Annotated in this window: 20 protein-coding genes and 3 pseudogenes; 13 read left to right on the forward strand and 10 right to left on the reverse strand. The window is 70.3% G+C overall.

What is annotated here, in order from left to right:
- Nucleotides 1-146 precede the first annotated feature (146 nt).
- Nucleotides 147-1,232, reverse strand: a complete 1,086-nt coding sequence (locus tag RUMESO_RS05390) for an isocitrate/isopropylmalate dehydrogenase family protein (RefSeq protein ID WP_037278711.1) — start codon at nucleotides 1,230-1,232, stop codon at nucleotides 147-149.
- A 264-nt stretch (nucleotides 1,233-1,496) separates the two neighbouring features.
- Between RUMESO_RS05390 and RUMESO_RS05395 the strand changes: the two genes are divergently transcribed.
- Nucleotides 1,497-2,279, forward strand: coding sequence for a GntR family transcriptional regulator (locus RUMESO_RS05395; RefSeq protein WP_211262786.1), 783 nt, complete (start codon nucleotides 1,497-1,499; stop codon nucleotides 2,277-2,279).
- Between the two features lie 467 nt (nucleotides 2,280-2,746).
- Here the strand turns inward: RUMESO_RS05395 and RUMESO_RS05400 are convergent, their stop codons facing one another.
- The 7 genes and pseudogenes from RUMESO_RS05400 to RUMESO_RS28375 form a co-directional block, all read right to left on the reverse strand.
- Nucleotides 2,747-3,607 carry a Gfo/Idh/MocA family protein gene (locus RUMESO_RS05400; protein WP_211262787.1) on the reverse strand — a complete coding sequence of 287 codons (861 nt, stop codon included), beginning with the start codon at nucleotides 3,605-3,607 and terminating at the stop codon, nucleotides 2,747-2,749.
- Between the two features lie 21 nt (nucleotides 3,608-3,628).
- Nucleotides 3,629-4,093 (reverse strand): annotated as a pseudogene (locus RUMESO_RS27695) (Gfo/Idh/MocA family oxidoreductase); the annotation flags it as partial.
- A 16-nt stretch (nucleotides 4,094-4,109) separates the two neighbouring features.
- Nucleotides 4,110-4,352 carry a Gfo/Idh/MocA family protein gene (locus tag RUMESO_RS27700; RefSeq protein WP_211262789.1) on the reverse strand — a complete coding sequence of 81 codons (243 nt, stop codon included), beginning with the start codon at nucleotides 4,350-4,352 and terminating at the stop codon, nucleotides 4,110-4,112.
- Nucleotides 4,353-4,419: 67 nt separating this feature from the next.
- A pseudogene (locus tag RUMESO_RS28370) lies at nucleotides 4,420-4,800 on the reverse strand (Gfo/Idh/MocA family protein); the annotation flags it as partial.
- Complete coding sequence (gene iolE, locus RUMESO_RS05410) at nucleotides 4,797-5,702, reverse strand: myo-inosose-2 dehydratase (RefSeq protein WP_037278712.1); 906 nt, start codon at nucleotides 5,700-5,702, stop codon at nucleotides 4,797-4,799. The pseudogene RUMESO_RS28370 and the gene iolE, both read right to left, overlap by 4 nt.
- An 8-nt stretch (nucleotides 5,703-5,710) precedes the next feature.
- Entirely contained in the window at nucleotides 5,711-5,905 is a 195-nt protein-coding gene (locus tag RUMESO_RS05415) for a Gfo/Idh/MocA family oxidoreductase (RefSeq protein ID WP_051521051.1), read from the reverse strand.
- A gap of 140 nt (nucleotides 5,906-6,045) precedes the next feature.
- A pseudogene (locus tag RUMESO_RS28375) lies at nucleotides 6,046-6,753 on the reverse strand (Gfo/Idh/MocA family protein); the annotation flags it as partial.
- Between the two features lie 93 nt (nucleotides 6,754-6,846).
- Between RUMESO_RS28375 and RUMESO_RS28380 the strand changes: the two are divergent.
- From RUMESO_RS28380 to RUMESO_RS05430, 3 genes are all read left to right on the forward strand, one after another.
- Nucleotides 6,847-6,918, forward strand: a complete 72-nt coding sequence (locus tag RUMESO_RS28380) for a LacI family DNA-binding transcriptional regulator (RefSeq protein ID WP_082483377.1) — start codon at nucleotides 6,847-6,849, stop codon at nucleotides 6,916-6,918.
- 317 nt (nucleotides 6,919-7,235) lie between these two features.
- Entirely contained in the window at nucleotides 7,236-7,970 is a 735-nt protein-coding gene (locus tag RUMESO_RS05425) for a helix-turn-helix transcriptional regulator (RefSeq protein WP_082483378.1), read from the forward strand.
- 74 nt (nucleotides 7,971-8,044) lie between these two features.
- Nucleotides 8,045-8,980 carry a DMT family transporter gene (locus RUMESO_RS05430; protein WP_051521053.1) on the forward strand — a complete coding sequence of 312 codons (936 nt, stop codon included), beginning with the start codon at nucleotides 8,045-8,047 and terminating at the stop codon, nucleotides 8,978-8,980.
- Between the two features lie 198 nt (nucleotides 8,981-9,178).
- Here RUMESO_RS05430 and RUMESO_RS05435 read toward each other — a convergent pair whose 3' ends face one another.
- Both RUMESO_RS05435 and RUMESO_RS05440 read right to left on the reverse strand, forming a co-directional pair.
- Entirely contained in the window at nucleotides 9,179-9,883 is a 705-nt protein-coding gene (locus RUMESO_RS05435; RefSeq protein ID WP_037278714.1) for an SDR family oxidoreductase, read from the reverse strand.
- Between the two features lie 81 nt (nucleotides 9,884-9,964).
- Entirely contained in the window at nucleotides 9,965-10,678 is a 714-nt protein-coding gene (locus RUMESO_RS05440; protein ID WP_037278716.1) for a GntR family transcriptional regulator, read from the reverse strand.
- A gap of 199 nt (nucleotides 10,679-10,877) precedes the next feature.
- Between RUMESO_RS05440 and RUMESO_RS05445 the strand changes: the two genes are divergently transcribed.
- Genes RUMESO_RS05445 through RUMESO_RS26160 form a run of 9 tightly spaced genes read left to right on the forward strand, consistent with a single transcriptional unit; the run spans nucleotide 10,878 to nucleotide 20,077 of the window.
- Nucleotides 10,878-11,690 (forward strand): substrate-binding periplasmic protein, encoded by an 813-nt coding sequence (locus RUMESO_RS05445; RefSeq protein WP_156362696.1) that lies wholly within the window; start codon nucleotides 10,878-10,880, stop codon nucleotides 11,688-11,690.
- Between the two features lie 55 nt (nucleotides 11,691-11,745).
- On the forward strand, nucleotides 11,746-12,522 hold the full coding sequence (locus RUMESO_RS05450) for an amino acid ABC transporter ATP-binding protein (RefSeq protein WP_037278720.1): 777 nt from the start codon (nucleotides 11,746-11,748) through the stop codon (nucleotides 12,520-12,522).
- Between the two features lie 10 nt (nucleotides 12,523-12,532).
- Nucleotides 12,533-13,201 (forward strand): amino acid ABC transporter permease, encoded by a 669-nt coding sequence (locus tag RUMESO_RS05455; RefSeq protein WP_037278722.1) that lies wholly within the window; start codon nucleotides 12,533-12,535, stop codon nucleotides 13,199-13,201.
- Between the two features lie 10 nt (nucleotides 13,202-13,211).
- Nucleotides 13,212-13,877: an amino acid ABC transporter permease gene (locus RUMESO_RS05460; RefSeq protein WP_037278724.1), complete on the forward strand. Its 666-nt coding sequence runs from the start codon at nucleotides 13,212-13,214 to the stop codon at nucleotides 13,875-13,877.
- Between the two features lie 28 nt (nucleotides 13,878-13,905).
- Nucleotides 13,906-14,811: a 4-hydroxy-tetrahydrodipicolinate synthase gene (dapA, locus tag RUMESO_RS05465; RefSeq protein WP_051521054.1), complete on the forward strand. Its 906-nt coding sequence runs from the start codon at nucleotides 13,906-13,908 to the stop codon at nucleotides 14,809-14,811.
- Between the two features lies 1 nt (nucleotide 14,812).
- The gene (locus RUMESO_RS05470) at nucleotides 14,813-16,045 is read left to right on the forward strand and encodes an NAD(P)/FAD-dependent oxidoreductase (RefSeq protein ID WP_082483371.1); all 1,233 of its coding nucleotides are present in this window, start codon (nucleotides 14,813-14,815) and stop codon (nucleotides 16,043-16,045) included.
- A gap of 11 nt (nucleotides 16,046-16,056) precedes the next feature.
- Nucleotides 16,057-17,532 carry an aldehyde dehydrogenase family protein gene (locus tag RUMESO_RS05475; protein ID WP_211262790.1) on the forward strand — a complete coding sequence of 492 codons (1,476 nt, stop codon included), beginning with the start codon at nucleotides 16,057-16,059 and terminating at the stop codon, nucleotides 17,530-17,532.
- A complete protein-coding gene (locus tag RUMESO_RS05480; RefSeq protein ID WP_037278725.1) occupies nucleotides 17,529-18,560 on the forward strand; it encodes a proline racemase family protein in 1,032 nt (343 codons plus the stop codon). Before RUMESO_RS05475 ends, RUMESO_RS05480 begins: the two co-directional genes overlap by 4 nt.
- Complete coding sequence (locus tag RUMESO_RS26160) at nucleotides 18,557-20,077, forward strand: glucose 1-dehydrogenase (protein WP_211262791.1); 1,521 nt, start codon at nucleotides 18,557-18,559, stop codon at nucleotides 20,075-20,077. Before RUMESO_RS05480 ends, RUMESO_RS26160 begins: the two co-directional genes overlap by 4 nt.
- Nucleotides 20,078-20,161: the final 84 nt, after the last annotated feature.

A 20,161-nucleotide genomic window follows, 5' to 3' on the forward strand; every position in this document is an offset into this window, starting at 1 on the left:
CCCCAGCCCCGCCCCCTCCTGCGCCACCCCCGGACCCGCCAGCAGCGTGCCCGCCGCCACAACCGCAACCATCCTGCGCGTCAACCTGAGCATGGGTCTCCTCCCCCTTGTGTCGCTCGTCCTCGATCGTTCGGCCGCGGCCCTCCTCAGGGCGCCGTCTTGGGTTCTCCGGTCGGCGCGAGCCTTTGGCAGAGCTGCTCCGTGAACCCTTCGGTTCCAAGCGTGCCGCCGAGGTCGCGCGTCCGGGTCGCCGGATTCCTGATGGTCTCTTCCACCGCCGCCTCGACCAGCGACGCCCCCTGCGAAAGCCGGGCGTCGCCGTGGCGCTGGCCCAGCCATTCCAGCAGCATGGCCAACGACAGGATCAGCGAGGTCGGGTTCGCCACCCCCTGCCCCGCGATGTCCGGCGCCGAGCCGTGCTGCGCCTGGGCCACGCAGATGCCGTCCCCTGCGTTGATCGAGCCGCCGAGGCCAAGCGACCCGCAGAGCTCGGAGGCCTCGTCCGAAAGGATGTCGCCGAACATGTTGGTCGTGACGATCACGTCGAACCTGTCGGGCGAGCGGATCAGGTGCGCGGCGGCGGCATCCACGATCAGCTCCTCGAGCTGCACCTCCGGGAATTCCTGCGCGACCTTGCGGACCTCGCGCAGGAACAGCCCGTCCGACAGCTTGACCACGTTGGCCTTGTGGACCGCCGCGACCTTCCTGCGGCGGCCGCGCGCCAGATCGAAGGCCGCGCGGGCCACGCGCGACGAGGCGCGTGCCGTGATCTTCCGCACCGACAGGGCCATGTCGGGATCCGGCATGAACTCCCCGCTGCCGGCGAACATGTTGCGGTCCGAGTAGAAGCCCTCGGTGTTCTCGCGCACGATCACGAGGTCCATGGGCTTGCGCAGGATCGAGAGGTCCGGCAGCGACCGGCACGGGCGGATGTTGGCGAAGAGCTCGAACTTGGTTCGAAGCTCGCCCGAGGGATTCAGGCCGCCCCTGTCCTTGGGCGGATACTCGTAGTGCGAGACCGGCCCCAGGATCACGCCGTCCACCTCGGGGATGCGGCGCATCACCGCCTCGGGCAGGGTGGTGCCCTGCGTGGCCAGGGAGGCAAGGCCGATGTCCATGCTCTCGACCTGAACATCGAGCGACAGCCGCACCCGCACGGCGTCGAGCACGCGCAGGGTTGAAGCCGTGATCTCGGGGCCGATTCCATCGCCCGGCAGCACCAGCAGTCGCATTCGTCCCCCTACGCCTGGACGCCCGCCTCAGGTTGGTCTTTTGATCCTTGCAAATGCCGACTACGCGCCATTTTGGTATTTCACAAGCGTAAAGACCCGATATGATGCGTGGCATGGATACCAACCCGACCCCTCTCGTCCTCCGCTTGGCGAACGGCATGGTCGAGGAGATGCGCGCCGATGACCTGAAGCCGGGCGATCGCGTGACCGAGCGCAAGCTCGCGGAGCGCTTCCGCGTCGTCCCGCTCGCCGGTCCGCAGCGCCTTGTCCCTGCTCGTGAGGGCCGGTGTTCTGGTTCCAGGGGAACGCGGCTGCCGGATCGTCGATCTCGGGGCGGCCGAGGCCCTGCCCGTGCTGCGGGAGCCGCCGAGCGAGGACGAGGCCGCCTATCGGCGAATCGCCGACGACCGGGTCGCCGGCGACCTGCCGGAGCGGATCACCGAGAACGAGCTCCTGCGGCGCTACAGCCTCACCCGCGCGCGCCTGACGCGGCTCCTGAGGCGGATGGCGCAGGAGGGCTGGATCGAGCGGCTGCCAGGTCATGGCTGGACCTTCCTGCCCATCCTCACCTCGCTCGAAGCCTACGAGGACAGCTACCGCTTCCGCCTCGTCATCGAGCCGGCGGCCCTGCTCGAGCCGCGCTGGACGCTCGACCGACATGCGCTGGAGGCTCGGCGCGCCGAGCAGGTCTGGCTGATCGACGGTGGCGTGTTCGAGGTGCCCGACACCAGGCTCTTCGAGATGAACAGCGGCCTGCACGAGACGATCATGGAATGCAGCCGCAACGCCTTCTTCATCGAATCGCTGCGCCGGGTCGACCGCCTGCGCCGCCTCATCGACTATCGGCAGATGCTCGACCGCGACGTGACGCGGGAGCGCTGCCAGGAGCATGTGGCCATCCTCGACCGAATCCTCTCCCGGAAGAACGAGGAGGCATCCGATCTCATGCGGCGCCACCTGAGCAAGCTTAGGGGCCTCAAGACGGTGGCACGGGAACGGCGGGCCGTCGATCCTGTGCCGCAGGCGCAACCAGCATCCCTATCCTAGGCGGCTTTCCGTCGTCCTGCTGGCTCGCCCTCCGCGTCTCCGATCCCGCAAGGGAACCATTGGGCGGCCGACCCAGAGGCGGCCCATCCACGTCACGTTTCCGGTGATGAGCCATCGGCCCCGCCGCTGCCCTTCGCCTGCGCCTCCAGCCAGGATGGGGCGCCTGAACCGGCCCGGATCGGGCGGCAGGGGTCATCGAGCCCGCTGCGGGTCCGACGTGCTCATAGGTCCTGGATCTGGCCGGTTCCCGTCCGGCACACCCTTGGGCGCGTGCTCTCTCGCTATTCCGACAAGCCCGCTGCCGCGAAGTCGATGCCGACCGACGCGCGGATCAGGTCGAGCGTCTCCATGGTGTCGAGCGAGGCGTCGAGCGGGCGGCAAAGGGTTTCGGTCCGGCCCGCGGCGATGCAGCGCGCGACCTCGGCGGCCTCGTGGAACAGCCCCTCGAAGTGCCGCCCCGCAGGCTCCTAGTAGCGCAGGACGACGTCGTTCCCGCGCGACCGCAGCTCGAAGGGACCGGGGAGGTTGAACTCGCTGCCGAAACGGAGCGTGGCCTCCGTGCCGATGATTGCGGCCTGGGTCGGGCTGAAGCCATAGGGCGACGTGGCCATCGTGCCGATGTTCCCGGCCGCGTTGCTCATCACGACGGCGAGCTGGCCGTTGACGCCACTCGGGTCCGGCTGACCCAGGCCTGCCACGCGACCCGGCACCCCCATCAGCTTCGTGATGAGCGAGACCGGGTAGGTCCCGAGGTCGAGGAGCGGCCCGCCGGCGAGCTTGGGGTCGAACAGGCGATGGCTCGGGGGCAGGTATTCGCCGTATTCGGTCCAGACCGAGCGGACCTCGCCCAGTACGCCCGACTCGAGGACCTGCTCGATCACGTCGAACTTCGGCAGGAAGTAGGTCCAGAGCGCCTCCGCGAAGAACACGCCCTTGGAGCGGGCGAGCGCCACCATCTCGGCCGCCTGCGCGCGGGTGAGCGCGATGGGCTTCTCAACCAGCACGGGCTTGCCCGCATTCAGCGCCAGCAGCGCGTGCTCGTGGTGCAGGTTGTGCGGCGTGGTGACATAGACGACGTCGACCCCGGGGTCCGCCACGAGGTCCTCGTAGCTGCCATGCGCGCGAGGGATGCCATGCTGCGCGGCAAAGTCCCTGGCGGTCCCAGCGCTGCGCGACCCGACGGCGGCGATGATCTGGCGAGTATGGGCCTGCACGCTGGCGATGAACTGGCGGGCGATCCAGCCGGTCCCGAGGATGCCCCATCGCAGCGCGGGCGCCTCCATGGGCGAGGGCACGCGCGAGGGCGGCAGGGCGGTGGGGAAGGTCATGGCGCGTCTCCGTGTGGGGGCTCAGGCCGGGATCGTTTCCCAGGCGCGGGATTGCAGGCTGCGCTCCATGGCGTCGATGACGCGCTCGTTGGCAAGGCCGAAGTCGAAGTTGGGATAGCAGTCGGCGCCGTTGGCGATGCCCTCGATCAGGTCGCGCACCTCGATCACCTTGACGTCGAAGTAGCCCAGGCCCCCGCCCGCGAAGTCGAAGCCGAAGAAGGCCGAGAACTGCGGCACCTGGCTCCCGGCGTAGATCGTCTTGAAGCCCCGGTCGGGCTTGGGGTCGCCGAAGCGCGAGACCTTGAGCTCGTTGAAGCGCTCGCCGTCCATGATGATGGTGCCCTCGGTGCCCGAGACCTCCCAATAGATGCCGAAGACCTTGCCCGCCGCGACGCGGCTCGCCTCGATGGTGCCGCCCGCGCCCGAGCGGAAGCGGACCAGCGCCTGGATCTGGTCCTCGTTCTCGACCTCGGCGCGCGGCGCATCGGCCCCCCGCCGCGCGCTAGCCCGAGCCGCCCTGCGGGACGGGCCGCGTCGGGAAGTAGGTCTGCGCCTGGGCGATGGTGCTCTCGATGTCGCCCATCAGGTACTGCGCGACCGAGATCACGTGGCTGCCCAGGTCGCCCAGCGCGCCCGAGCCCGCCTCCTTGCGGGTGCAGCGCCAGGAGAACGGCAGGTCTGGGTCGTTGAAGAAGCCCTGCGTCGAACCAGCCGCGGAACCGCATGGGCTGGCCGATGTCGCCACGCTCGATCAACTGCTTGGCGAGCATCGCGGCCGGCGTCTTGACGTTGTTGAAGACGACCATGGTCTTGACGCCCTTGGCCTTGGCGGCGGCCATCTCATCGGCCTCGGCCAGCGTCACCGATAGGGGCTTCTCGCAGTAGACGTGCTTGCCCGCCGTGATGGCCGCCAGCGCCATCTCGTGGTGCAGCGCGTTGGGCGAGGTGATGTCCACCACGTCGACGCCAGGGTCGCTGACCAGCGCGCGCCAGTCGCCCGTGGACCTCTCGAACCCGAAGCGGCGCGCGGCGCTCGCGGCGAGTTCCTCGCTTGCATCGGCCAGCATGTAGAGATGCGGCACGGCGGGCAGGTTGCGGTAGAGGAGCTTCGCACGGGCGAAGGCGTCGGCATGGGCCTGCCCCATGAAGCCCGATCCGATCAGGCCGATGTTCAGTCGCTTGGTCATGCTCATTCTCGGAACAGCGCGGTGACGTGGTCGAAAGCCCGCTTCGTCGCGGCCCTGGGGCTCGCCTCGGGGCGGGACGGGTCCTGTTCGGCCTCGACGATCAGCCAGCCCTGGTAGCCCGAGCGGCGGACGAAGTCAGCGACCGGCGCGAAGTCGACCGCCCCATCCCCCGGCACGGTGAACATCCCCATCCGGACGGCGTCGTTGAACGACAGGTCCCGCTCACGCACCTCGGCCAGCCGCTCGGCCCGCACGTCCTTGAGGTGGATGTGGGTGACGAGGTCGCCGAAGCGCTCGAAGAGCCGGGCGTAGTCCCAGCCCGCCGCGAAGGCGTGGCCGGTGTCCACCAGCAGGCCGCAGCGGGCGCGCTCGATGACGCGGGACACCTCGTCGAAGGTCTCGGCCACCATCATCAGGTGGTGGTGATAGGCGAGCTTGAGCCCGTGCTCGCCGAAGAGCCGCACCTCGAACTCGCGCAGCCGGTCGGCGTAGGTCGTGGCCTCGTCGGCGGTCAGCCGGACCCGGTTCGTCATCGGGATGTCGAGCGGCGTCTCTGGCGCCATGCGGCCCACGGGGCCATAGACCATCACCTCGGCCCCAAGCGCGGCGAGGAGCGTGGCGTGGTCGCGCACCGCCTCCATCTCGGCCGCGATGTCGCGCTCGGCCAGGAAACCGGAGTGCCAGCCAGAGGCGAGCGCCAAACCATGCGCCTTGAGGAGCGGCCCCAGCACCGCGAGATCGCGCGGAAACTTGCGGCCGAGCTCGACGCCCGCGTAGCCGTTGCCGGCGGCCTCGGAGAGGCAGGTCTCCAGCGGGATGTCGCCGCCCAGCTCCTCGAGCACCTCGTTGGTCCAGGAGAGCGGCGACACGCCGAGGCGGACGCCGGCGGGAAGGTTGGCTTGGGTCATGGGCGGCCTCAAGGTTGCCAGTCAGGAGTGAGCGCGACGGGTGCGCCAGTGGCGATGGATACGAGCGCGGCCTCGGCCAGGCGCTGTGCCTCGATGCCGTCGCGGATGCCCGCGAGTGGCGCGGCGGCGCTGCGGACCATCTCGACGAAGGCGGCCATCTCGGTGCGGTAGGCGGCCTCGAAGCGGCTGATGAAATAGTCCATCGGCGGGGCGGTCGCGCGCCGGCGGGGCCGGCGATGCGAACGTCGCTCTGGGGCCGGTTGTCGATGAACAGGACCTCGTTCGCGCAATGCGCCTCGAGCCGCTGGTCGTAGCCCAGGGGCGCGCGCCGGTTGTTCGACATCTGCACCATCCGCCCCGAGGCGGTGAGCATCGTCACCATCAGGCTGTCGATGTCCCCCGCCGCGCCGATGGCAGGGTCGATCTGGCAGTTGCCCACGGCGTAGACCGAGACGATCTCCTCGCCCGTCATGTAGCGGGCCTGGTCGAAGTCGTGGATCGCCTGGTCCCGCAGCATCCCGCCCGAGACCCGGACATAAGGGATCGGCGGCGGCGCCGGGTCGCGGGTGTGCATGACGAGCTGCTCGAGCCGCCCGCTGGTGCCCGCCGCGATACGCTCGCGCACGGCACGGAAGCTGGGGTCGTAGCGGCGCTGGAAGCCCAGCATCGCCGGCAGGCCCGAGGCCTCGACCTGAGCGGCGACGCGGGCGACGGTGGGGAAGTCGAGGCTGATCGGCTTCTCGCAGAAGATCGCCTTCCGCGTGGCCACGGCGTCCAGCAGCAGCGCCGCATGGGTGTCGGTCGGGCTGGCGATGACCACGCCTGACACATCGGGGTCGGCAAAGGCCTCGCCGGGCTCGACCACTTGCGCCCCGGTGCGGGCGGCCAGCTCGTCGCGCGCGGCGCCGACGACGGGATCGACCAGGTACTTCAGCCGCACCCCGGGCAGCGTCGCCAGGTTCCGCGCATGGACCTGGCCGATCCGGCCCGTCCCGGACACGGCAAGCTCGATCATCGATCCCCTCCCCAAGCCCTTGATCGGGGCTTGCATAGGACGGAGCGCCGCGGGCAGGAACGATTACGTTGAAGAGATCTCTTCAAGGGACGGACGTCGGGACCATGGGACGAAAGACGACCGCGCGATGTGGCCAAGGCGGCCGGTGTCTCGGCCTCGACCGTCGACCGCGTCCTCAATGCGTCGGGCGATCTGCCCTGAAGGCCGCACTCGCCCGCCCTCCTCAGGGGATCTGCCGGTCGCATGGCAACCGATCCGGCCGGAGCGTTCAGCAGATGCGGGACGTCCCACAATAGCGAGGCTCCATCTCCTGACCGGGGCGGAAGACGAGGGACACGCGTGGGCCGCTCATGTCCGATCTCTTCGCCCCTTGGCCCCGTCTCACCGACCCCAGCCGAACGTTCCATGGCCAAGGCCCTGTGCACCCGAGCCCGAGGATCGCTATGGATCCGGCGTTCCGAGGGCGGCGCATGGCCGCCTGCCCTCACCGACAGATGCAGTGCTCGCCGAGGTCGCCGATGCAACCCGCTCTTCACGTCCGCTCCTATGATGGCGCCGGGGTGCTCCACGCGCATGACTTCGTGCAGGTCGTGATGCCCCTGCAAGGCGAGCTGGAGATCGAGATCGCCGGACGTGGGGCGCGGTTGTCCTCGGGGCTGTCGGCGTTCGTGGCCCCCGGAGAGGTACACACGCAGGCGGGGCATGGGTCCAACCGCTCGCTGATCCTGGACATGCCGGCCGCCGCGCTCCCCGACGCCGCCCAGGACAGCCTCCGGCGGGGGTGCTTCTTCGCGCCCCGGCCCGCGATGCGGCAACTGCTCGACTTCGCGGCCTTGCGCATGGCCTCCTGCGACCTCGCGGACCACGAGCGGGCCGCCTTGGCCTGCCTCCTGACCGGTACCTTCGGCCAGCCCGATCCGGGCCGGCGGACCCTCGAGCTCCTCCGGCAGGCCATCCGGCGCGAACCGGGGGCGGAGTGGTCGGTGACGCGCCTGGCACGGGAGGCGGGCGTCAGCCGGTCGGGCCTGTACCGGCTCCTGGCGGAGGACGGCGACACCTCCCCTGGCCGGTTCATCACCCGCGCCCGGCTGACGGCGGCGCGCAGCCTCCTGTCCGACCGTCGCCTGCCTTTGGCCGAGGTCGCCCTGACCTGCGGCTTCTCGGACCAGAGCGCCCTCACGCGGGCCATGCGGAGGGAGACAGGCCGCACCCCGGGCGCGTGGCGTCGCGCGGACGGGACGCCCGGCCCATAGGCTGGAACGCCCGGCCAAGAGGTCGGGCCCGCGTTCGGGTATGCTCCACCGGAATCCATGTGATGGAGTCCGGGATGACGACCTCCTCGAGACTGCCGGGCGTCGGCGCCATCCTGATGGCGGCGCTCCTCTGGGGCACGACCGGAACGGTCCAGACCTTCCTGCCGGAGGACCGCGATCCCCTTGCGGTCGGCGCCCTCCGGCTCCTGGTCGGCGCGTCGACGCTGCTGCTGATCGCGCTGGCCCGGCCCGAGAGCCGGCGGGCCTTCGCGCGCCTGCCCTGGGGCGGCATCCTCCTCGCGGGCCTTGCCATCGGCGGCTACAACCTCCTGTTCTTCCGGGCGGTGACGGAGACGGGGGTTGGCATCGGCACGGCCATCGCCATCGGCAGTGCGCCGCTGTGGGCCACCGCCTTCGAGGTGATCGTCAATCGGGAGCGGCCCGCGGGCCTGCGGCTGCTCGGGCAGGGCGTCGCCATCCTCGGCGTGGGCTTCCTGGCCCTGGCCGGCGGCGGCCAGGCGGGCTCGCTCCTCGGGGTCGCGCTCGCGGCCGGGGCGGCGGCCTGCTACGCGACCTACTCCATGGTCACCAGCCAGGTGGGCCATCGCGCGCCTCCGGCAACGACCGCCGCCGCGACCTTCGGCGTGGCGGCCCTCATGACCTCGCCCGTGCTGGCCGTCGCGCCCCTGGGCTGGATGGCCTCCCCTCAGGGCTGGATGTGGATCGGCTTCCTCGGCGTGGGCGTCACGGGCCTTTCCTACGCGCTCTACACCTGGGGCCTGACGCGCGTCGCCGCCTCGACGGCCGTCACGCTCGCGCTGGCCGAGCCGGTCACGGCTTGGCTCCTGGCCAGCGCGGTGGTGGGCGAGACGGTCACGGGGCAGAAGGTCCTGGGCGCTCTCCTGGTCCTGGCGGGGCTGGCGCTCATCACCCTGCTGCCCGCGCGGCGCTCCTTGCCGGCCTCGCCGGCGATGGAGACCTGCCGAGCCAACCGGGCGGCCCGCCCATGAGCCGGCACCCTGCGCCTCATGCGCGGAGCGGCGCAGGGCCGGGGCCGGTCCCCCAGAGCGCCGAGCTCGCCCCCTCCTGCCTCGCCAGCGATCAGGCGTCGGCGATCCTGGCCCTTCGCCGGCTCCGGTCGCCGATCCTGGCCCGCTCCACCTGTTCGCGTCGCCGGCGCCCTTGGGGATGGCAGAGGGAGGCCGGGGTCAGACGCTCCGCATGAGCCCGCCGTCCACCCGCAGGTTCTGTCCGGTGATGTAGCCGGCCCCATCCGAGAGCAGGAACGCCACCGTCGCCGCGATCTCCTCGGCCGTGCCGTAGCGGCCCATCGGCACGCCCGCCCGACGCTCCTCCACCTGGGGCAGGCTGTCGATCCAGCCGGGCAGGACGTTGTTCATCCGGACGTTCTCGGCCGCGAAGCTGTCGGCGAAGAGCTTGGTGTAGGCGGCGAGGCCCGCCCGCGCCACGGCCGAGGTCGGGAACAGGGGCGAGGGCTCGTGGACCCAGGCGGTGGAGATGTTGACGATCGCCCCGCCCTTCTGGGACCTCATGACCGGCGCCACCAGCCGCACCGCCCGCACCACGTTCAGGAAGTAGATATCCATCCCCTTGTGCCAGTCCTCGTCGCTGATCTCGAGGAGCGGCGCCCGGGGGCCGTGGCCGGCGCTGTTCACGAGCGCGTCGATGCGGCCCCAGCGCTCCATGGCGCCATCGACGAGGCGCTTGAGGTCCTCGGCCGACTGGTTCGAGCCGGTGACGCCGAAGCCGCCCAGCTCCAGGCCCAGCGCCTCGCCCTTGCCGGAGGAGGACAGCACCCCCACCGCGTAGCCATCGGCCCCGAGGCGCCGCGCCACCGCCGCCCCCATGCCGCTGCCACCCCCGACGACGAGGGCCACCTTCTGTCCGGACATGATCCTTCTCCTTGCTCTCGGCAAAATCCGGCGCGCCGGGCCCGTCGGGACCAAGCGGCACGACCACCCCGCCTGGCGGGACTAGAGAGCCGTCTGCCTGAGGACGACGCCCTGCGTGTAGTTCTCCGTCATGAAGCTGATGAAGTTGTCGCGGAACTGCCGCGTGTGGGCGTGCGCCAGCGCATCCGCGCGCTCGACATCCTGGCTGCGGATGGCCTCGAGCATCTCGTCGTGCTCGTCGGTGAGCAGGTAGCCGTCGTGCGTGCGCTCCAGGTACTCGAAGTGCAGGTGCAGCATCCGGCGGCCCTGGTCGAGCATCCGTTCATAGAAGGACGTCATGAAGGGGTTCCGTCCGGCCTTGGCGATGGCCATGTGGAACTGCTTGTTGGCTTCGGACATGGCGAGATGGTTGCCCCCCTTCACCGCCGCCTCGAAGTCCTTCTGGCGCCTGGCGATGGCCTTGAGGTCAGCGGGGGTCCGCAGCTCGGCGGCCAAGCGGGTGTTCATCCGCTGGAGGATGTCGAGCGCCTCGACGTACTTGGGAAAGCTCACCACGTCGATCGGCGCCACGATCGTGGAGCGGTTCGGCAGCGTCGTGACGAGCTCGTCGTTGGCCAGGCGGATCAGGGCCTCGCGCACCGGCGAGCGGGACATCCCGAACCGTTCGGCCAGCGAGGTCTCGTCGAGGAGCTCCCCCGGAGGCAGCGCAAGGGCGAGGATCTCGTCCTTCAGGGTCTCGTAGACCCATTTCCATCCCGCTCCCTTGGCGGGCCTCATCTCGACGACGTCCTGCATTCCTTCACCTCGCAACTGACGAGCAACATAGCGGTCCGCCGCCGCCCTGTCGACACGCTGCACGAAAACGCTTGACCTGCCGTCACCCTGTCGACATGCTCTCACCTTGTCGGCACCGTGTTGACACAAGAGCAGCAGACCAGCGCAGGCTGGCGACCCCTCATGGCGCAAGGCGCCTCAACAGGAGAATGGAATGCGGATGGATCGGATCCTTGCCCCGGTCGCGCTGGCGCTCGTCGCCGGCATGGCGAACCTCGCGGCCGCCCAGGAGGCCGGGAGCTACTGGCAGCAGGTGCAGGCTTCGGGCACGCTGCGCTGCGGGGCCGCCGTCGCGCCGCCCTATGTCATGCGCGATCCGGCGACGGGCGAGTACTCGGGCTTCTTCGCCGAGCTCTGCCGCGAGTTCGCCGCCACCCTCGAAGTCCAGCCCGAGTTCGTGGACACGACCTGGGACAACATCGTGGCCGGCCTGCAGGCGGGCCGATGGGACCTGTCGCTGGCGCTGAACCGGACGCCGGTCCGGGCCATGGCGGTCCAGTTCTCGATCCCGGCGATGGAGTATCAGATCTCGCTGGCCTACGACCAGAACAACCCCAAGATCCCGGCGAACCCGCAATCGGTCGCGGACATCGACCAGGAGGGCGTCACCCTCGCCGTGATGTCCGGCACGGCCCAAGACACGGCGATCGCGGCCGCCGTCCACAACGCCACGATCCTGCGGCTGCCCTCGAACGACGAGACGCGCCTCGCCGTCGTGTCGCACCGGGCCGACATCCTCGTGGATGCCTCGGACACCAACCAGCTCTTCACGCAGTCGAACCCCGACTGGGCCGTGGCCTTCAACCCGACCCCCGCCCTGGCCAAGCAGGGCGTGGCCTTCGGCCTGCCGGCGAGCGTGTCGGCGCAGGACGTCGAGGTGGTGAACATCTTCCTCGAGGAGAAGGTCGCGACCGGCCATGTCGAGCAGTTGATCCACGACGCCGTGGACCAGGTCCTAGCGACCGGCAACTGACCCGGAGGGGGCTGGCCCAAGGCTGGCCCCCCCGTCCCTGCGGGAGGACGACGGCATGTTCGACGGCACGAGAGACCAGACGGCCCTGGTCCGGATGGAAGGGCTGCACAAGAGCTATGGGGCGGTGAAGGTGCTCCAGGGGCTCGACATCGAGATGAAGCGCGGGGACCGGGTGGTCGTCATCGGGCCCTCGGGAGGCGGCAAGAGCACGCTCCTGCGGGTGCTGATGGGCCTCGAGAAGGTCGATGCCGGCAACATCAGCTTCGGCGGGCGGCCCTACATCACGGTAAGGAACGGCAAGACCGTGATCGACACCGAGGTGCGCCGCAGCATCGGCATGGTGTTCCAGCACTACACGCTGTTCCCGCACCTGAGCGTGCTGCAGAACCTCGTCCTCGCGCCCTGCAAGGTGAACGGCGAGGGCACGGCCTCGGCCAAGGCACGGGCGCAGGCGCTGCTCGACCGCTTCGGCCTGGGCGCCAGGGCCGGGGCCTACCCGGCGCAGCTCTCGGGCGGGCAGAAGCAGCGCGTCGCCATCGCGCGGGCGCTGATGCTCGACCCCAAGCTCATGCTCTTCGACGAGGTGACCTCCGCGCTCGACCCCGAGCTGGTGGCCGAGGTCGAGCAGGTGATGCTGGAGCTCGCGGCGCAGGCGATGCCGATGGTGATCGTCACCCACGACATGTGGTTCGCCCGGAACATCGCGAGCCGGGTGATCTTCTGCGCGGGCGGCGTGGTCGTCGAGGACGGCCCGCCCGAGCAGGTCCTGGGCAAGCCGATCCACGAGCGGACGCGCGAGTTCATCAACCGCGTCTTCCACATCCGGGCCTGAGGGGAGAGCGATGGACTACGTCCTCGACCTCGGCGCCGTCACGCGGCACTTCGGGCCACTCCTGGAGGGGCTCTGGGTCACGATCCAGCTCACACTGGCGGCGAACGCCATGGGGCTCGTGCTGGGCTTCGCAGTGGCCCTGCTCGTCTTGAGCCCGGTCAGGCTGGTACGCCTTCCGGCCGTGGCCTTCGTGGAGTTCTTCCGATGCACGCCGGCCATCGTGCAGATCGTCTGGTTCTTCTACTGCGTGCCCATGCTCTTCAACCTCTACCTGGGCTCGATGACCATGGGCATCCTGGCGCTGGGCCTCAACCTCGCCGCCTTCAACGGCGAAGCCTACCGGGCCGCGATCCAGGCCGTCCCGCGCGAGCAGCGCGACGCGGCCGTGGCGCTCGGCCTCTCGCCGCTCCAGAGCACGCTCCATGTCATCCTGCCCACGGCGCTGCGGCTGGCCATGCCGGTGCTTCTCACTAACGGCATCGTCATCTTCCAGCAGAGCGCGCTGGTGGCCATCGTCGCCGTGCCGGACCTGATGTACGAGGCCAAGTCCCTCGCCACCAAGACCTACCGGCCCATCGAGACCTTCACGCTGGTCGCGCTCGTCTACTTCGCGGTGTCCTTCCCGGTCAGCCAGGTCGTGGGCTGGCTGGAGCGGCGGCGCGCCGTGGCCATGGCCTGAGGAGAGAGCCATGCATCTCGACTTCAGCATCCTGCCCCGCTTCGCCGACGCCCTGGCCTACGGCCTCTGGCTCACGGTGCGGCTCACGCTGATCTGCATCGTGACCGGCGGCGCCCTGGGCTTCCTGCTCGCGCTGGCCCGCCGCTCGGGCAGCCGGCTCCTCCGTGCCGTCTCGACCGTCTACGTCGAGTTCTTCCGCGGCACGCCGGTGCTGATCCAGCTCTTCTGGATCTTCTTCTGTCTGCCGATCCTCCTCGGCGTGGAGTTGTCGAGCTTCGTCTCGGGCGTGATCGCGCTGACGCTCTACACCGGAGCCATCACCTCCGAGACGTTCCGGTCCTCGCTCGGCACCGTCGGGCGCGAGCAGATGGACGCCTGCGTGGCGCTGGGGCTGCCGGCCCGTGTGCGGATAACCTCGGTGATCCTGCCTCAGGCGCTCCTGCGCGCAACGCCCACGCTGCTGTCGAACGCGATCAGCCTCTTCAAGGAAAGCTCGCTGGTCTCGGCCGTCGGCATGGCCGACCTCATGTTCGTCGGCCAGAACATCTCGAACAACACCGCCCGGCCCGTCGAGGTGCTGACGGCCGTCGCGCTGATCTACTTCGCCGTCGCCTTCCCATTGACACGCGCCGTGGCCGTGCTGGAAGGGCGCATCCTCCGCAAGCTGGCCGTCTGACCCGGCCCCAGGACAAGGAACACCGACCATGAAGCTCAAGGGCGTCCTCCCCGCGCTCGTCACGCCGTTCGGCGCGGACGGCCAGATCGACTTCAAGGCCTTCGAGCGCCTGCTCACGCACCTCCGCGCCGCCGGCGTGAGCGGCTGGGTTCCCAACGGCTCGACCGGCGAGTACTTCTCGCAGTCCACCGAGGAGCGCCGGCAGGTGCTGCAGTTCGTCAAGGACTTCGCCCTGCCGGGCGAGACCCTGATCGCCGGCACGAACGCCTCCGCCACGCGCGAGGTGATCGAGCAGACCCGGATGGCCAAGGAGATCGGCTACGACACCGTGCTGCTCGCTCCGCCCTTCTACACGCGCCCGACGCAAGCCGAGCTGATCCGGCATTACGAGACGGTGCTGGACGCGGTGGACGTGTCCATCGTGCTCTACAGCTACCCGGCCAAGGACGGCTCGGACATCAGCTTCGAGCTGATGGACCACTTCGCCGACAACCCGCGCGTCCTGGGGATTAAGGAAAGCTCGGGCAGCCTGCAGCGCGCGATCGACATCGCGAGCCGCTACGAGGGCCGGATCCAGCTCGTCTCGGGCTCGGACGACATCGCGCTCGACTTCATGTTCTGGGGCGCCGACGCCTGGATCTGCGGGCCGTCGAACTGCATGGCAAAGGCCTGCTGTGACCTCGACCGGCTGTACCGGGCGGGCGACCTCGACGGGGCCAAGGCGCTGATGAAGACGCTCTACCGCGCCATGAACATCCTCGAATCCGGCAAGTTCGTGCAGAAGATCAAGTACGGCTGCGATCTGCAGGGCCTCCCCATGGGCGAGTGCCGCGCGCCGCTCGGCCCCCTCACGGACGAGGAGAAGGCCGAGTTCCGCGCCGCGATGGAGCCGCTCCTCGCCGCCCCGGCCCAGCGCATGGCGGTTCCGGCCTGACATGACCACCGTCGTCGTCGGCGCCGGCATCATCGGCGTCTCCATCGCCCACGATCTGCAGAAGCGCAGCCGCGAGGTGGTGCTGGTGGACAAGGGGGAGCCCGGCATGGGCGCCTCCTTCGGCAACATGGCCTCCATCGCCGTGACCGAGTTCATGCCGGCCTCCCGGCCCTCGGTCTGGAGGCAGATCCCGGGCTGGATGCTGGACCCCGAGGGACCGGTGCGGGTGCGGCCCGGCTACATGCCGCGCCTCGTGCCGTGGTTCCTGCGCTTCCTGGCCGCGAGCCGGCCCACGAAGCTGCGCGAGCTGGAGGAGCAGGGGGCGGCGCTCTGCAAGCTCGCGCTGGGCGACACCGAGGCGCTCCTCAAGGAGATCGGGGCGGCGGACCAGCTCACCGAGACCGGCTGCCTGTCGCTCTACGCCGACGAGGCGGAGTTCCGGGCCGACCGCGACCACATCGAGATCCTCGACCGCTTCGGCTTCGCCTACGAGGTGCTGGGCGGGAACGCGATCCGCGACCTGGAGCCGGAGATCACGACGAAGATCGGCAAGGCGGTGCTCTTCCTCGACAACCGCTCGCTGAAGTCGCCGCACCGCTACGTGACGCTGCTTGCCGAGCGGTTCCAGGCCCTCGGCGGGCGCATCGAGCGAGGCGAGGTCCTGGGCTTCGACCGCTCCGACCGGATCACCGGGGTGCGGCTCAAGGACGGGCGGGTTCTGGAGGCCGAGGAGGTCGTGCTCTGCGCCGGGGCCTGGACCGGCATCCTCGCCGCGCTCCTGGGCGAGCCGATCCCGCTGGAGACGGAGCGCGGCTACCACACGCAGATCATCGGACCCGGGGCTGTCGCTCCGGCACTCGATCATCTGGCCGGCGCGCGCCTTCATGGTGACGCCCACGGCGGGCGGCATCCGCGTGGGCGGGACGGTGGAGATGGCGGGCTGGACGCCGCCCCGGACTACCGCCGCTCCAAGGTGACGGTGCGCCGCGCGCGCGAGGCGCTGCCGAACCTCCGCGTCGGGCAGGCGACCGAGTGGATGGGCCACCGCCCTGCCCTGCCCGACACCGTGCCGATCATCAGCCGCTCGGCCAGGACACCCGGGGTCTTCTACGCCACCGGCCACGGCCACCTGGGCGTGACCTACGCCGCAACGACGGGGCGCCTCATCGGCGACCTCGTGACTGGGGCCACGCCGCCCATCGACCTCCACCCCTACCGGATCGACCGCTTCTGATCGGGACGCAGATGATGAAAACCGAGTTCTACATCGACGGCCGCTGGGCTCGTCCCGCCGACGGGGCCACGATCCCGGTCGTGAACCCCGCGACCGAGGAGGTGGTCCACCACATCCCCGCCGGCTCGGCCATGGATGCCGACGCCGCCGTCCGCGCCGCCCGCCGCGCCTTCGACGAAGGGCCCTGGCCGCGCCTCTCCGGTGCCGAGCGCGGGGCGTACCTTCGCAAGATCGCCGAGGGCATCCGCGCCCGCCTGCCCGAGCTGGCACGGCTGGAGGTCCTGGACAACGGCAAGCCCCTGCCCGAGGCCGAATGGGACCTCGCTGACGCGGCCGGCTGCTTCGACTTCTACGCCGGGCTGGCCGAGGAGATGGACGGGCAAGGTCCCGAAGAGATCGCCCTCGCCGACGGCCGCTTCACCGCCAAGGCCGTGAAGGAGCCCGTGGGCGTCGCCGTGGGGATCATCCCCTGGAACTATCCTCTCCTCATGGCTGCTTGGAAGGTCGCCCCCGCGCTCGCCGCCGGCTGCACGATGGTCCTGAAGCCCGCCGAGACGACCTCGCTCACCGCGCTTGAGCTCGCCGCCATCGCGGACGAGGCGGGTCTGCCGCCCGGGGTGCTGAACGTCGTCACGGGCCTCGGCACCACAGTCGGGCAGGCGCTGATCGACCACCCCGGCGTGGACAAGCTGGCCTTCACCGGCTCGGGCCCCGTGGGCTCCAAGGTCATGGCCGCCGCCGCCCGCGACATCAAGTGCGTGAGCCTGGAGCTCGGGGGCAAGTCGCCCTTCGTGGTCTTCGCCGACTGCGACCTCGACAAGGCCGTCGAGTGGATCATGTTCGGCATCTTCTGGAACCAGGGGCAGGTCTGCTCGGCCACCTCGCGGGTGCTGGTCGAGGCGCCGCTCTACGACCGGCTGCTGGAGCGGCTTATCGAGGAAGCCCGGAAGATCCGCATCGGCGACGGGCTCGCAGACGGCACGCTCCTCGGTCCCCTCGTGAACGAGGCGCAGTATCGCAAGGTGCTGGCCGCCATCGACCATGCGCGGGAACAGGGCGCGACCGTGGCGACCGGCGGCAAGGCCGAGGGCTTCAACCACGGCTACTTCGTCGCGCCCACGGTGCTGACCGACGTGCCGCTCCACAGCGACGCCTGGCGCGAGGAGATTTTCGGCCCCGTCGTCTGCCTCCGGCCCTTCACGGACGAGGCCGAGGCGATCCGCCTCGCCAACGACTCGCGCTACGGCCTCGCCGCCGCCGTGATGAGCGGGGACGACGCCCAGGCCGAGCGCGTGGCCGCCGCCTTCCGCGCCGGCATCGTCTGGATCAACTGCTCGCAGCCCACCTTCACCGAGGCGCCCTGGGGCGGATACAAGCAGTCCGGCATCGGGCGCGAGCTCGGGCGCTGGGGTCTCGAGAACTACCTCGAGACCAAGCAGATCACCCGCCTCGTCAGCGACGAGCCCTGGGGCTGGTACGTCAAATGAGGTTCGAGCGGACCCTCGAGATCCTGATGGTCCACGCGCAGGGCGAGATCGGGAACGTCATCGTCGGCGGCGCGCCGGAGATCCCCGGCGCGACGATCCTCGACAAGATGAACCACATCAACGAGGTGGACGACTCGCTCCGCCGGTTCGTCTGCTTCGAGCCGCGCGCCAACGTGGCGATGACGGTCAACCTGCTGCTGCCGCCCTGCCGCCCCGATGCGGACGCCGCCTTCATCGTGCTCCAGCCCGACCGGGCGCACCCGATGTCGGGCTCGAACTGCATCTGCGTCGTCACGGCGCTGCTGGAGACAGGGCGGGTCCCGATGGTGGAGCCCGAGACGGTCGTGCGCCTCGACACGGCGGCCGGGCTCATCACCGTGCGGGCCCGGTGCCGCGACGGGCGCTGCCTGTCGGTGAGCCTCGACAACGTGCCGGCCTTCGTCCAGCAGCTCGACGCGCCGGTCGTCACCCCGAAGTGGGGCACGATCCGCGCCGACATCGCCTTCGGCGGCGTGTTCTACGCGCAGGTCGACGTGGATCAGGTGGGGCTGAAGATCACCCCCGACCACGCCCGCAAGCTGGCCGAGGCCGGCATCGAGATCAAGGCGCTGCTGGCCGAGCAGGTGAAGGTCGCGCATCCCGAGATCCCGAGCCTGAACGAGATCGCCTATGTGATGTTCCGCGACACCCAGCCGGACGGATCGGTGACGACCTGCACCACGCTGAAGCCGGGGCGCGTGGACCGCTCCCCCTGCGGGACCGGCAGCTCCGCGAACCTCGCCGTCCTGCACGCCCGGGGCAAACTGAAGGTGGGAGAAACACGCACCTCGCAGTCGATCATCGGCGGCACCTTCCTGGCCGAGGCCATCGGCGAGACCACCGTCGGAGGCCGCCCCGCCGTCCTGCCCCGGATCACCGGGCAGGCCTGGATCTTCGGCCGCCAGGAGCTGCGGATCAGCCCCGAGGACCCCTTCAAGGCCGGCTTCGCGCTGTCGGACACCTGGGGTCCTCAGGTGGGCGAGTTGTGACCACGTCTCTCGACGGCCAGAACGTCCTCGTGACCGGCGCGACCGGCGCCATCGGTCGGGCCATCTCAACCGCGCTCGCGGCCGAGGGCGCCCATGTGGCGATCCACTACGGACGCGACCGGGACGGCGCCGAGCGTCTCCTCGAGGGGATCGGCGGCCGAGGCTGGCTCGTCCAGGCCGATCTGTCGCGTCCCGAGGCGGCGACCGAGTTGTGGGACGCCGCCAAGGACCTCGCCGGCCGGCTCCACGGCCTCGTCAACAACGCGGGCATCCGGTCCGAGGTGTCGGTCGAGGCGCCGCTCGGCGACTGGCAGGCGACCTGGGACCGCGAGTTGCGCGTCAACCTCCTGTCGGCGGTGGACCTGACCCGGAGCGCGATCCGGCACTTCCGGGCGCATGGCCGCGGGCGGATCGTCAACATGGCCAGCCGGGCCGGGCAGCGGGGCTATGCCTCGAACGCCATGGCCTATGGCGCGTCCAAGGCGGCGCTCATCAACCTGACGAAGTCGGTCGCGCAAAGCCACGGCCACGAGGGCATCACCGCCGTGGCGCTCGCCCGGCTGGGTCCGGACCGAGATGGCCGAGGCCTTCATCGCCCAGCACGGCGAGGCGGCGGCGCTCGCCGGCATCCCCGTCGGCCGCATGGCCGAGCCTGCCGAGATCGGCGAGCTGGTGGCCTTCGCGCTGCGGCCCTCGCAGGTCTCGCTCAACGGGGCGGTGCTCGACGTCAACGGCGGCAGCTATCTGAGATGAAGGACAATCCCATGCGCTTCCAAGGCAAGGTCGCCGTCGTCACCGGTGCGGCGGGCGGCATAGGCTCGGCCATCTGCCAGCGCCTCGCCCAGGAGGGGGCGGCCGTCGTGGTCTGCGACGTGAACGCCGATGGCGCCGAAGCCACCGCCGCCTCCATCCGCGAGGTCGGAGGCACCGCCCGCGCCTTCGCGAGCGACATCGCGACCCCCGAGGGCTGCCGCGCCAACGTCGCGGACGTCCTGGCGACCGAGGGACGGATCGACGTCCTCTGCAACAACGCGGGCATCAACCGGCGGGGGAACCTGCTGGCCCTGACCGAGGACGACTGGCGTCTGAGCTTCGCCGTCAACCTCGACGCGATGTTCCACCTCTGCCGCGCGGCCCTCCCCTCGATGATCGAGGCCGGAGGCGGCGCCATCGTCAACACGGCGTCGCAATGGGGCTTGCATCCCGCGCCGGACCACATCGCCTACAACGTGACCAAGGCGGCGGTGGCGAGCTTCACCCAGAACCTCGCCCGCGACTACGCGCCCCAGAAGATCCGCGTGAACGCCGTCTGTCCGGGCGAGATCCACACGCCCATGCTGGAGACCGGGGTCAGGCGCTCTGGCCGCACCATCGCCGACCTCGACCGGCTCGTCCCCTTCGGCCGCATCGGCAAGCCCGAGGAGGTCGCGGCGCTCGTGGCCTTCCTCGCCTCCGACGAGGCCGCCTTCATGTGCGGCTCGCTCGTCGAGATCACCGGGGCCCAGGCCGTCGCCTGAGCACCCTCTGCCACCCCCGGAGGTCGTCCCGCGCGCCCGGGCCCTGGCGCCCCCTTCCCCCCGAGGGCCGTTCGCCGCCAGCCA

Source organism: Rubellimicrobium mesophilum DSM 19309 (genome assembly GCF_000600335.2).
GTDB lineage: Bacteria > Pseudomonadota > Alphaproteobacteria > Rhodobacterales > Rhodobacteraceae > Rubellimicrobium > Rubellimicrobium mesophilum.

Bases quoted from the DNA above. Each gene is read 5' to 3' on its own strand.
- RUMESO_RS05440 (WP_037278716.1), bottom strand. From the start codon at position 10,678: ATGCAGGACGTCGTCGAGATGAGGCCCGCCAAGGGAGCGGGATGGAAA.
- RUMESO_RS05430 (WP_051521053.1), top strand. From the start codon at position 8,045: ATGACGACCTCCTCGAGACTGCCGGGCGTCGGCGCCATCCTGATGGCG.
- RUMESO_RS05480 (WP_037278725.1), top strand. From the start codon at position 17,529: ATGAGGTTCGAGCGGACCCTCGAGATCCTGATGGTCCACGCGCAGGGC.
- RUMESO_RS05460 (WP_037278724.1), top strand. From the start codon at position 13,212: ATGCATCTCGACTTCAGCATCCTGCCCCGCTTCGCCGACGCCCTGGCC.
- RUMESO_RS05470 (WP_082483371.1), top strand. From the start codon at position 14,813: ATGACCACCGTCGTCGTCGGCGCCGGCATCATCGGCGTCTCCATCGCC.
- iolE (WP_037278712.1), bottom strand. From the start codon at position 5,702: ATGACCCAAGCCAACCTTCCCGCCGGCGTCCGCCTCGGCGTGTCGCCG.
- RUMESO_RS05425 (WP_082483378.1), top strand. From the start codon at position 7,236: ATGCAACCCGCTCTTCACGTCCGCTCCTATGATGGCGCCGGGGTGCTC.
- RUMESO_RS05475 (WP_211262790.1), top strand. From the start codon at position 16,057: ATGATGAAAACCGAGTTCTACATCGACGGCCGCTGGGCTCGTCCCGCC.
- RUMESO_RS05390 (WP_037278711.1), bottom strand. From the start codon at position 1,232: ATGCGACTGCTGGTGCTGCCGGGCGATGGAATCGGCCCCGAGATCACG.
- dapA (WP_051521054.1), top strand. From the start codon at position 13,906: ATGAAGCTCAAGGGCGTCCTCCCCGCGCTCGTCACGCCGTTCGGCGCG.
- RUMESO_RS05450 (WP_037278720.1), top strand. From the start codon at position 11,746: ATGTTCGACGGCACGAGAGACCAGACGGCCCTGGTCCGGATGGAAGGG.
- RUMESO_RS05415 (WP_051521051.1), bottom strand. From the start codon at position 5,905: ATGGACTATTTCATCAGCCGCTTCGAGGCCGCCTACCGCACCGAGATG.
- RUMESO_RS05400 (WP_211262787.1), bottom strand. From the start codon at position 3,607: ATGACCTTCCCCACCGCCCTGCCGCCCTCGCGCGTGCCCTCGCCCATG.
- RUMESO_RS05435 (WP_037278714.1), bottom strand. From the start codon at position 9,883: ATGTCCGGACAGAAGGTGGCCCTCGTCGTCGGGGGTGGCAGCGGCATG.
- RUMESO_RS05455 (WP_037278722.1), top strand. From the start codon at position 12,533: ATGGACTACGTCCTCGACCTCGGCGCCGTCACGCGGCACTTCGGGCCA.
- RUMESO_RS05445 (WP_156362696.1), top strand. From the start codon at position 10,878: ATGGATCGGATCCTTGCCCCGGTCGCGCTGGCGCTCGTCGCCGGCATG.